At 70.9% G+C, this 10996-nt stretch carries 9 protein-coding genes; 3 read left to right on the top strand and 6 right to left on the bottom strand.

Translation table 11 applies throughout. The features are described 5' to 3' along the window. Positions 1-143 precede the first annotated feature (143 nt). Positions 144-1271: a questin oxidase family protein gene (locus ACZ7L9_RS37805; protein WP_471422054.1), complete on the top strand. Its 1128-nt coding sequence runs from the start codon at positions 144-146 to the stop codon at positions 1269-1271. A gap of 37 nt (positions 1272-1308) precedes the next feature. On the opposite strand, the gene ACZ7L9_RS37810 is transcribed toward ACZ7L9_RS37805, so the two are convergent. Continuing rightward, positions 1309-2091 (bottom strand): dioxygenase family protein, encoded by a 783-nt coding sequence (locus tag ACZ7L9_RS37810; protein ID WP_471422055.1) that lies wholly within the window; start codon positions 2089-2091, stop codon positions 1309-1311. Between the two features lie 137 nt (positions 2092-2228). Between ACZ7L9_RS37810 and ACZ7L9_RS37815 the strand changes: the two genes are divergently transcribed. Further along, the gene (locus ACZ7L9_RS37815) at positions 2229-2741 is read left to right on the top strand and encodes a MarR family winged helix-turn-helix transcriptional regulator (protein ID WP_471422056.1); all 513 of its coding nucleotides are present in this window, start codon (positions 2229-2231) and stop codon (positions 2739-2741) included. Positions 2742-2829: 88 nt separating this feature from the next. On the opposite strand, the gene ACZ7L9_RS37820 is transcribed toward ACZ7L9_RS37815, so the two are convergent. Together ACZ7L9_RS37820 and ACZ7L9_RS37825 are read right to left on the bottom strand one after the other, a co-directional pair. Continuing rightward, positions 2830-4362, bottom strand: a complete 1533-nt coding sequence (locus ACZ7L9_RS37820; RefSeq protein WP_471422057.1) for an MFS transporter — start codon at positions 4360-4362, stop codon at positions 2830-2832. Positions 4363-4644: 282 nt separating this feature from the next. Further along, on the bottom strand, positions 4645-5307 hold the full coding sequence (locus ACZ7L9_RS37825; RefSeq protein WP_471422062.1) for a TetR/AcrR family transcriptional regulator: 663 nt from the start codon (positions 5305-5307) through the stop codon (positions 4645-4647). Positions 5308-5663: 356 nt separating this feature from the next. On the opposite strand from ACZ7L9_RS37825, the gene ACZ7L9_RS37830 reads away from it, so the two are divergent. After that, on the top strand, positions 5664-6941 hold the full coding sequence (locus tag ACZ7L9_RS37830) for a M6 family metalloprotease domain-containing protein (protein WP_471422058.1): 1278 nt from the start codon (positions 5664-5666) through the stop codon (positions 6939-6941). Here the strand turns inward: ACZ7L9_RS37830 and ACZ7L9_RS37835 are convergent. The 3 genes from ACZ7L9_RS37835 to ACZ7L9_RS37845 all read right to left on the bottom strand — a co-directional run bounded on the left by ACZ7L9_RS37835 (position 6928) and on the right by ACZ7L9_RS37845 (position 10544). Then, positions 6928-8706: a class I adenylate-forming enzyme family protein gene (locus ACZ7L9_RS37835; RefSeq protein WP_471422059.1), complete on the bottom strand. Its 1779-nt coding sequence runs from the start codon at positions 8704-8706 to the stop codon at positions 6928-6930. The two genes, ACZ7L9_RS37830 and ACZ7L9_RS37835, sit on opposite strands and share 14 nt — an antisense overlap. 90 nt (positions 8707-8796) lie before the next feature. Next, positions 8797-9357 carry a DUF1203 domain-containing protein gene (locus tag ACZ7L9_RS37840; RefSeq protein WP_471422060.1) on the bottom strand — a complete coding sequence of 187 codons (561 nt, stop codon included), beginning with the start codon at positions 9355-9357 and terminating at the stop codon, positions 8797-8799. A gap of 191 nt (positions 9358-9548) precedes the next feature. Beyond that, entirely contained in the window at positions 9549-10544 is a 996-nt protein-coding gene (locus ACZ7L9_RS37845; protein WP_471422061.1) for a hypothetical protein, read from the bottom strand. Positions 10545-10996: the final 452 nt, after the last annotated feature.

Genomic DNA, 10996 nt, shown 5'->3' on the forward strand with positions numbered 1-10996 from the left:
ACATCGACCACCGAACCCACAGGACCACCATCCAGATCGAGCACAACCCCTTGCCAAGCCCACCAGACGGCTAACCGAACGGCATTGGGCCTAGGCCCGTCGCCCGTTACGCACCGCGGGCGCCGCGCCTAGCGTGCTTCCGTATGAGCGACCACATGGGCAACCGTATGGACGACGCGGCCGGCAGCCACGACGCGACCGACGACCACGCCGCCGCCGGCAGCCACGACGCGACCGGCAGCGGCCACGACAAGACCGCCTACGACACCACAGGCACCCTCGATGAGGCGCTGGAGCGCCTCCACACCGCAGGTCCCGAACGGAACGGCTGGCTGAGCAATCACGGCCCGATGGCCGTCGAAGCGCTGGTCCGGCACGGTCAGGCGGCGGCCGTCCACCGATGGCTCGACCACTACAGCCACAACCTGGAGGACATGCCGGACACCGCGTCCCGGGTGACGGCGGCGAACTGGCGCGAGGCCCTGGGCGACCCGCGCCGGATCGCGGACTGGACGCGGTACTTCGAGCGGGAGACGGCCGACCGCCCCTGGCGGGAGGTCCTGGCCGAGTGGTGGCCACGGCTGCTGCCGGGCATAGCGGCGGGCGCCACCCATCCGGTGATCCGGGTCGGCCACTCCGTGCGCACCCTGCTCGCCGGTGTGACGAGCGCGCCCCGGATCACCGAGCTGGCCCACGGCCTCGGCTACTGGGCCGCCCGCCACCAGCCGCTGCCCCTGCTGACGCAGCTCCCGGCCGCCCCGAGCGCCGCGGCCGCGCTGGACTCCGTACCGCCGGTGCCCGAGCAGAGTGGCGGCATCCGGGACCGGCTCGCGCAGCTCACCGGTTTCCCGATGTGGCCGCGGCGGTTCGCCGACGACCCGGACGAGGCGCGGACCGGGCTGGAGGAGCTGGTGCGGGCCGCGACCCACCGCTATGCCACGCACGGCTACACCGAACCGATCATGCTGGTGCACGCCGCGACCGCACCCAATGCCGTGCTGCGCACGCTCCCGGCGCTCCCCAGCGCGCTGTGGGCGCCGAGCCTGCGGGCCGCCTGGGCGGCGAGTGCCGCAGTCACCGCCGCCTACAGCCCGGCCGAGCCGGCCCCGTACGCACCGGCTGCCGCGTCCGCGGAGGAGCTCTTCGCACGGGCGGCGGCGCACGGCGACGACCACACGATCAAGTTCACCGACACCGCACTGGACGTCGGAGACGCCACGGCCCTCGCCGCGGCGCTCCGTTCGATCGAACTGAACCCGCCGACGCCGTGACGGACCTGCCGAACCCGCGACAGGACCCGACAGGCCCTCAGCCGAACTGCACCGACCGCTTCGCGAGTCCCATCCAGAATCCGTCGATGACGCTGCGGCCTCGGTCCAGCTCGTTCTCCGAGGCGCCGAGCGTCACGAAGAGCGGCGCGAAGTGCTCGGTGCGCGGGTGGGCCAGCCGGCCGGCCGGGGACCTGTGCTCGAAGTCCAGCAGGGCGTCGATGTCCTGCGCCTGGAGCGCCCGCCTCCCCCAGTCGTCGAACTCCGCCGACCAGCCGGGGGTGCCGCCGCCCGCATGCCGCAGGGCGGCCAGGTTGTGGGTGAAGAAGCCGCTGCCGACGATCAGGACGCCCTCGTCGCGCAGCGGCGCGAGCTTGCGCCCGATGTCCATCAGCCGCTGCGGGTCCAGGGTCGGCATGGAGATCTGGAGTACCGGGATGTCGGCGTCCGGGAACATCTCCACCAGCGGGACGTACGCCCCGTGGTCGAGCCCGCGGTCCGGGATGTCCTGGACCGGCGTACCGGCACCACGCAGCAGCTTGCGCACGTTCTCCGCCAGCGCCGGGGCGCCGGGGGCCGCGTACCGCACCTGGTAGTAGTGCTCGGGAAATCCCCAGAAGTCGTACACGAGCGGGACCGTCTCCGTGGCGCCGAGGGCGAGCGGGGCCTCCTCCCAGTGCGCGGAGACCATCAGGATCGCGCGGGGGCGGGGCAGCCCGGTGGACCAGGCGGCCAGTTCGCCGGGCCAGAGCGGGTCGTCGGCCAGCGGCGGTGCGCCGTGGGAGAGGTAGAGGGCGGGCATGCGCTCCGCGGTGACAGTCATGGCACTCCCCATCCGCTGCTGATCGAGGTAAGTCTTCTACAGGTGTCTTCGAGAAGGAAGGAAGTTCTTTAATCTTCAAGTTCCTCCTCCCGAGACCTTAGCTCCATCTAGTTAAACTTTCAAGAAAAGGTCGTACAGTGGAGTACATGACCCCGGCATCCCCCGGCGAGCCCCGCTGGCTCTCCGACGAAGAGCAGTGCGTCTGGCGTGCGTATCTCCATGCCACGACGCTCATGGAGGACCATCTCGACCGTCAGCTGCAGCGCGATGCCGGCATGCCGCACATCTATTACGGACTGCTCGTCCAGCTCTCCCAGGCGCCCCGCCACCGGAAGCGGATGACCGAGCTGGCCAAGGACGCCAAGATCACCCGCTCCCGGCTCTCGCACGCCGTCGCGCGGCTGGAGAAGAGCGGCTGGGTGCGCCGCGAGGACTGCCCGTCCGACAAGCGCGGCCAGAACGCGGTCCTCACCGACGAGGGCTACGAGATGCTGCGCCGGTCCGCGCCGGGCCATGTCAGCGCCGTGCGCCAGGCGATGTTCGACCGGCTCACTCCCGAGCAGGTGCGCTCGCTGGGCGAGATCATGCAGGTCGTCGCCACCGGACTGCAGCCGGAGGGCACGGACGCGGATCTGCCCTGGCTGCGCTGAGCCGCCCGCCGAAAAGGCTCTGCCCCGGTCCCGTCGAACGGAACCGGGGCAGAGCCTCGTTCGGCCCGCTTCAGGTCGCACGACCAGGTCAGTGGGCGACGACCGGGACCTTGAACTCGTCCTCGACACCGTCGGCGTCGCCCGAACCGGAGGCTCCGCCCACCACGGTCGCCGAGGGACGACCGGCGTTGATGAAGGTCACCGCGATCGCGGAGGCCGCCACCAGGATGCCGACGGCCCACCAGATGGCGCCGGTGAAGCCGTGCACCATCGACTGGAGCTTCAGCAGCTCCGGGTCGGTGGCACCGAGCGCGGCGTGAGAGGTGGCATACGCCGTCGCGGCCGATGCGGCGATGGTGTTCAGCAGCGCCGTACCGATCGCGCCGCCCACCTGCTGCGAGGTGTTGACCATCGCGGACGCGACACCCGAGTCCCTCGGCTCGACACCGTGCGTCGCCAGCGACATGGCCGGCATGAACGCCGTACCCATACCCAGGCCCAGCAGGAGCTGCGCGGGCAGGATGAGCGTGGTGTACGAGGAGCCGATCTCCAGCTGCGTCAGCAGCAGCATGCCGACGGCGGCGGTCAGGAAGCCGGGGCCCATGAGCTTCCGCGCCGGGACCCGGGTCATCAGCCGGGCACCGATCTGCGTCGAGCCGGTGATCATGCCCGCGATCATCGGGAGGAAGGCGAAGCCCGTCCTGATCGGCGAGTAGCCCCTCACGACCTGCAGGTAGTACGTCAGGAAGAGGAACAGCCCGAACATCGCGATGATGGCCAGACCCAGCGAGAGGTAGACGCCACCGCGGTTGCGGTCCAGCAGGACGCGCAGCGGCAGCAGCGGCGACGAGACCCGGGACTCGGTCACGACGAACGCCAGGAGCAGCACACCGGACGCGATGAACATGCCGATGGTCAGCGGGTCCGACCAGCCTGCGGACTCGGCGCGGGTGAATCCGTACACCAGCGAGACCAGCCCCAGCGCGGACAGGACGACGCCCGGGATGTCGAGCGACGAGCGGTTGCGGCTGCCGGCCGGCTCACGGATCACGAAGTACGCGCCGAGGGCCGCGACGACCGCGAACGGGATGTTGACGAAGAACGTCCAACGCCAGTTCAGCGCCTGGGTCAGGAAGCCGCCGAGGATCAGGCCGACGGCGCCACCGCCACCGGCGATCGCACCGTAGATACCGAACGCCTTGGCGCGCTCCTTGGCATCGGTGAACATCACGGCGAGCAGGGACAGGGCCGCCGGGGCGAGCAGTGCACCGAAGACGCCCTGGAGCGCACGGGAGCCGAAGAGCATGCCCTGGTTCTGCGCCGCACCACCGAGCGCGGAGGCCAGGGCGAAGCCGATCAGGCCGACGACGAAGGTCCGCTTTCGGCCCCAGAGGTCGGCGATCCGGCCTCCGAAGAGCAGCAGCCCGCCGAAGGCGAGGGCATAGGCCGTGATGACCCACTGCTTGTTGGCATCGGAGATACCCAGGGCCGTCTGGGCGTGCGGCAGCGCGATGTTCACGATGGTGGCGTCGAGTACGACCATCAGCTGCGCGAGGGCGATGAACGCCAGCGCTTTCCAGCGGCTGGGGTCCGGGAGTCGGATGTCGGCTGTTTTGGGCATGGAGGTATCCACCTAAGGGCGCACGCGGGCGCGCGAGGTCATGAACCGAGAGGTCGGCGAACGGGCAGTCGGTCAGGGACGGTCGAAGACAGCGACCGTCGGCGAAGGGCGGGCGGTGAAAGGGAAGACGGTGAGAGCGCGGGTCGGGAGAGGACGAAAGTCGCCAGGACGCGGGTCGTGGGAGGGCGAGGTGCGAGAGGGCAAGGCGTGAAAGCCCGGGTCATGAAGTGAATGGCGCGGTCGAGGCGCACCGGCCGCCCGGTGGCGTGCCCGGTGCGGGCGTCACGACCGGCGCCGCAGATCCTCCAAGGTCGCCGCCGTTCCGGGCAGTCGGGACCGGGCCGGGGCCTCCAGTCCGTCCAGGAACAGCTGTAGATGGCGGTGGGTGAACCGGTCGATGCCCGGGCATCCGATGCCGGGCAGCGGCCGGGTGAGCTGGGAGAGGGCGACCAACACGTCACCGACGGCGATGTCGGTACGCAGGCGCCCCGCGGACATGGCGCGCGACACGAGCCCCTCGACGGCCTCTTCGAGACGTCGGCGCTCGGCGAGCAATTCGGGATGGTCCTTGTCGAAGCCGCCGGACAGCATCGGGCAGAGCGCCCCGATCCGTTCGTCGGCCGCCGCGTGCACGAAGCGGCTGAGTGCGGCGAAGGGATCGGCCTCCTCGGCCGTCGCCTCCTCCGCGCGTTCGGTGGTACGGGAGGTGACCGCGAGCACGACTTCGTGCGTCAGCGCGGCCCGGTCGGGGAAGTTCCGGTAGAGCGTGGCGTTGCCGACGCCGGCCCGGCGGGCCACCTCGTCGAGCGGCACATCCGGCCCGAACTCGACGAACATCTCGCGCGCGGCCGTTACGATCCGCTCCCGGTTGCGCAGCGCGTCCGCCCGCGGACGGGTCGTCCGGGGCTGCGCCGCTCCGGTGGCGGCGCGGGTGACGGTATCCACGACGACTGTCCCTGCCTTCCGACTCTTCCTGCTCTTCGAGACCTTCTGGAGCCTCCGGGCCTGCTGACCCGTCCGGCTCTCGTCGCCACGCCCTTCGTCGCCGCGACGCTGTTCGTTCTTCATGGCGACCCCCTTCCGTAACCGGGGACCACCTCCCCGGTTCGCGGGGACACACGTTCAAACGGGGAAATGGTCCCCGGTTATTTCCCCAGCACAATGTGACCTGACCCACACCTCCGGAACGGGAAAACCAACCGATCGGCGCACTCAACGAGCGGTGCCGCACCACCCGTCACAGGCTGATCCGCAGAGTGCAGTCCGGGCCGGCCGACTGCCGCGGACCCCGAGGCGCCTATATGCAGAATCCCCGCCACCGGATACGCAGGCACCGCCACCCGATCGCGCTCGCTTCGGCAACAGCCCTGGTCATCGCCACCATGGCCTCGGCCAGCAGCACCCTTCCGATATCCAGCCGGGCCTCGGCCGGCGCGGCGGCCACCGCCAGGTCCGCGGGGATAACCCCGTGCCGAATACCGGTGACCATGGGCGTACAGATGTCGGAAGGCATGCCGACACCCCAGGGCTACGCCCGCTCCACGGGCAGGATCCACGCCCTCAACCTCATGGTCGACTTCCCGGACGCGCCGGGCCCCGAACCGGCGATGGACCGGTTCGCCGAATTCTTCCCGCAGACCATCAACTGGTTCCGGACCGCCTCGTACGGGCGACTCACCTACGTCCCCGACGCCCCCGTGAAGTCCTGGCTGCGGATGCCACTGCCGTTCTCGGAGTACGGGATCGAGCGCGGATCACCGTACGAACCGGGCTACCACCACCTCGTCCAGGACATCGTCGCCGCCGCCGATCCGAAGGTCGACTTCAGTAGGTACGACCTGGTCAACATCCTGGTCACACCGAACGCCGGGCCCTCCGCCCTGGACACCGTCCTGTCCGTGACCTTCTCCGGCAATCAGGACGCACCGCACGCGGACGGCGCACCCCTCGGCAACACGTCCTTCATCTACAGCCACCAGGACGACGGTTCGGGGTCGTTCAAGCAGAACGGATTCCGCGTCCTGCCGCACGAGAACGGGCATATCTTCGGCCTTCCCGACCTCTACACCGTGGAGGGCGGCGGCGCGGCCGGGCACTGGGACATCATGTCCGAGGACTGGGGGGCCAATAACGACCTGCTCGGCTGGCACAAGTGGAAGCTCGGCTGGCTGGACAACAAGCAGATCAGCTGCGCTGCCAGGCCCGGCACCAGCGACCACGTCCTCGAACCACTGGCCACCCGCGGCGGGACGAAGCTGGCGTTCGTCCCGCTGAGCGACGTATCCGGCTACGCGGTGGAGGTACGGACACAGGCGGGCAACGACCAGTCGGTCTGCCGCCCCGGCGTGCTCATCTACAAGGTGAGCACGGACGTCGACACCGGTCAGGGGCCGGTGTCCGTCGCGGACAGCACCAAGGACAGCGGCGGCTGCACCCGGCTGCCCAATGTGCATGCCGAACTCTCCGACGCCCCCTTCCAGCCCGGCCAGACCTTCACCGACCGGGCCGACGGGATACGCATATCCGTGGTCGACAGGCAGGACAACGGGAACTACCGCGTCCGGATCACTCGCCCCTGACCACACCCCCCGCCGGCCGCCGCACCTCCGCCTCGGCGGGCCCGCGCAGCTCCCGCTTGAGGATCTTCCCGGTCGAGTTCCGGGGCAGCGGTTCCTCGCGTACGAGCACATGGGCCGGGACCTTGAACGCGGCCAGGCTCCGCCCGACGTGCGCCCGCAGCTCCTCGGCCGTGACGGTCGCACCGGCCCGCAGCCGGACAACGGCCGCGACCTCCTCGCCCAGGACCGGGTGCGCCACCCCCAGCACCGCCGCGTCCTCGACGTCCGGATGGTCGTGCAGGACCGCCTCGACCTCCACGCAGTACACGTTCTCGCCGCCGCGGATCACCATGTCCTTGATCCGGTCGACCACATCGACGCGTCCCTCCCGCACCACCGCGAGATCACCGGTCCGGAACCAGCCGTCGGTGAACGCCCGAGCGGTCGCCGCCTCGTCCCGCCAGTAGCCGCGGACGAGGGACTGGCCGCGCAGCCACAGCTCACCGACCTCGCCCTCGGGCAGCGCCTCGCCCGCGGGACCGGCGATGCGCACCTCGGTGGTGGGCGTCGGCCGGCCGACGCTGCCCGGGTGGAGCCGGTACTCGGCGCCGAAGTTCGCCAGGACGCCCCCGCTGGTCTCAGTCAGGCCGTAGCCGTTGCGCGGCTCGATCCGTTCGCCGTGCCGGGCCGTCAGCCGCGCGACCAGATCGGGCGGGGCGGCGGCCCCGCCGGTGTTCAGCATCTGGAGGCTCTCCAGGCCGTCGCCCGTCCGCTCGGCCGCGGCGAGCAGCTGGAGCGCGGTCGCCGGCACACCGGCGAAGTGAGTGACGCCGTGCTCACGGATCAGCCGGAGCGCCTCCTCGGCGTCCCACTTCCGCATCAGGACGAGGGTGCCACCCGCCGCCATCGCCGCGTAGAAGCCGGTGAACGCGGCGACATGGAAGAACGGGAACGTCAGCAGCGTCACGGGGGCGGGCCCCTGCCCCGGGATGATCCCGCGCCCGAGCGCGGAGGCGGCCGCGTGGTAGCGCGGGTTGAGTACGGCCCCCACCTGGGCGAGATGGGTGGCGACGGCGCCCTTGGGCCGGCCGGTGGTGCCGGAGGTGTAGATGATCGTCGCGTCGTCCTCGGGCCGGATCTCGACCTCGGGGGGCGCGGCGAGCGGATCGGGCTCGGGCAGGTCCTCGTACCGCTCGGCGCCGTCCGGAACCTCCCCCTCCGCGTGGCAGACGACGACGCGCGCGCCGTTCTTCGCCGCCCAGCCGGCGACTCGCGGCAGCCGCTCGCCGTCCACCAGGAGCACCCGCGGCCCGGAGTCGTCCAGCGCGTACGTGAACTCGTCCTCCGTCCACCAGGCATTGAGCGGCACGGCGACCAGACCGGCCAGCTGTGCGGCCCAGAAGACGATCTGCCACTCCGGGTGGTTGCGCATCGCGACGACGGCCCGGTCGCCACGGCGGAGCCCGTACGTCCCGGTCATCCGGCACGCGAGCGCGGACGCGGCGGCGAAGAACTCGGCGTACGAGTAGCGGCGCTCCTCCGCGATCAGGAACGGCCGGTCCCCGAAGGCCCACGTGGTCTCCACGAATTCACGGAGCGTCCTGGGTCCGTCCGCGTACACCAGCGACCCCGCGTGCGCCCCGTCCTCCACCCGCACCACGGCGAACGGGGCTCCCGGGCCGGTGAGCGCGGCTTTGGCACGGGCGGCGACTGCTTCGTCGGCAGCGGCGGCAGGGGGCCGGGCCTCCGGGTCGGGGGCGGCGGGGATCGGGTCGATGTGCGGCACGAACGACCTCTCTAAGCGCTTGCTCAGTACTCTTCGCGACGGTATGCCCGCGCCCATCCCCCGTCAAGGGAGCCGCCCGGCCCGCGCCCACTACCCCGCGAGGGCCCGGGTGACGACGCCGTTGGGCAGGGTCCTCGGGCGCCGCACCTCGAACTGGAAGCAGCCGTACTCCAGGGCCCGCACATGTACCAGTGCCACCTCCGGCTCGGTAAACGCTTCCTCGAATGCCCGGTCGAACCCGGCCTCGGCGTTGTCGGGGATCTCGAAGAAGCGTCCCCCGACGATGTGTCCTTCGGCGTCGTAGCGGCGGATGGTGCGCAGCGCACCGGGACGGGCGAAGGGATAGCCCCGGACTCCCCGCGGGCCTTCGCATTCATCGGCGTGGATGAATACCGGCCCCGCTTCGTCGTAGGCCCCGGGCTCGGCTCCGGTCGCCATCGCCCAGCGGCGCAGCGGCGCGTAGGAGACGAGTGCGACTCGTTCGCCGGGCTCGATGGCCCGCAGGCAACACCGCAGCGGACTGCCTACGCAGTCGAGGGGAACACCATCCTCGCGTGCGGTGTACCGCCGCAGTGGCTGTCCGGCGTCATCGACGTGGCGGAGTTCTTCGAGTGCGGCGGGAGGGATGGGGAGGGGCGTGTACGCAGTCATGGGTCCAGCGTCGGAGGCTCGCCCGTGGCCCGCTGGCGGAATTCAGACGCGAAGGTCCACCCGCACACCTGCGACGCATCCGGCAGCTCACGAACGGAACCGGGGCCGGAGCGCGGTGACAGTGACGGTGGCGTCGTGGGGCTGCCCCGGGGTGACGAGCAGGGCGAGTGGGCGCAGCCCGGCGGAAGCAGTCAGGAGGTGGGGCAGCCGTGCCGCTTGCCCGAGGCGGTGGCGTACGACTCCAGAAGCCGCTTCAGCGCCGCGGGATCACTCGTGCCATGCATTCCGAGGGCGCCCTCCGCCGCCCTGTCCTTGACGCGCACGAGCTTGAAGTAGGCGGTCCCGATGGCGCCCCCGCATTCGGCGGTGCGGGTGTAGGCGCCCTTCACCGTTCCCGGATACTTGCCGTCGAGATACATCTCCTCCTCCGCCGACGGCCCGTAGTAGGAGGTCATACTGAACAGGCCCAACTCGCCCCGGCTCATCTCGCATTGTTCCGTCAGTGCACGTCCCGCAGGCTTCTCGGTGACGTCGGTCACGCGCAGCCGAGCAGCTTCAGGCCCGGTCACCACGCCGCGGCACGTGCCCGTCGCCCGGCCGACGGTCCGCTCCGTCCACTCCGCGCGGTCGACGGTTCCCGGACGTTCGCCGAGTGCTCCCTCGCACTTGGCGCGGCCGGCTGCACGACGCGCCGTCTCCGTCGCGACACGTGCCACTTGGAGCACCTGCCGGGCGGAGAGATCCTCCGACTTCCGGCTCGTCCCGGCCGCGACAAGAAGGCCGGCGCCCGCCATCGCCTTGCAGTCGACCAGCACAGCGGCTCCCGGCGAATGCCCGCTCACGAAGGACCCGGTCCAACCGTGACCGATCGGCGTTGCCGACTCGTCCGCGGCAGGCCCGCTCGCCCGGTAGGCCGCCCGCGGCCATACCCGGAGCTTGAGGACCGGCCCGCCGTCCTGGCCCTCGGCCCAGACCGAGCACCACTGGGAGTCGTAGCCGCCCCAGTCGGCGGTGTGACCGCGCGCCTTCAGCCTGGCGCCGCCGAAGAACTGCCGCGCCTCCTCCACCGCGAGGGAGCCCTGGCACCGGTCTCCGAGGTCTTCGCCGTCACCGTCCTGGAACCAGACGGTCCAGGCCAACCCGCCGGCGAGCAGCACAAGCAGCAGCCCCCCGATGTACAGGGACATTCTCAGCCGCATTTCTGGCGGTTCGCGCCCTCGACCAGCAGGTTCATCCGGTCCAGGAAGCTCTCACCGGGCTGCCGGGTAATCCGCACGACCACCTGGCCGGAGGGCACGACGGTGCCGCCGGTTACCGCGCGGCGGTCGCCGCAGGTCGGCGCAGCCGCGCTCGTTCGTCGCTCGTTCGCGGCTGACCAGCCGGTTCGCTTCCTTCTGGGCGTCGGTGAGCGTTGGGCCGCGGGTCGCCAGGCGGCCGGTGACGATGACCGAGTCGTCGGGGTCGTCGTCCGGGCCGCCGAAGCCGAGATCGGCGGCTCCTGTTCTCCTCTCGGATCATTCTTCGGAGGCTGGTGTGTGCCACGGCCAGGTCTGCCTCAAAGCTCGTCACAGCCTCCGTGATGTCACGCGTCGTTCAGGAAGCCACCGGGGCTACTTCTCTTGGCTGCGGCTGCGGCTGC

The sequence above is a fragment of the Streptomyces sp. NPDC111516 genome, assembly GCF_055635345.1.

Excerpts from the sequence above, each read along its gene's own strand:
- ACZ7L9_RS37805 (WP_471422054.1), top strand. The coding sequence starts at position 144 with ATGAGCGACCACATGGGCAACCGTATGGACGACGCGGCCGGCAGCCAC.
- ACZ7L9_RS37810 (WP_471422055.1), bottom strand. The coding sequence starts at position 2,091 with ATGACTGTCACCGCGGAGCGCATGCCCGCCCTCTACCTCTCCCACGGC.
- ACZ7L9_RS37820 (WP_471422057.1), bottom strand. The coding sequence starts at position 4,362 with ATGCCCAAAACAGCCGACATCCGACTCCCGGACCCCAGCCGCTGGAAA.
- ACZ7L9_RS37830 (WP_471422058.1), top strand. The coding sequence starts at position 5,664 with ATGCAGAATCCCCGCCACCGGATACGCAGGCACCGCCACCCGATCGCG.
- ACZ7L9_RS37840 (WP_471422060.1), bottom strand. The coding sequence starts at position 9,357 with ATGACTGCGTACACGCCCCTCCCCATCCCTCCCGCCGCACTCGAAGAA.
- ACZ7L9_RS37845 (WP_471422061.1), bottom strand. The coding sequence starts at position 10,544 with ATGTCCCTGTACATCGGGGGGCTGCTGCTTGTGCTGCTCGCCGGCGGG.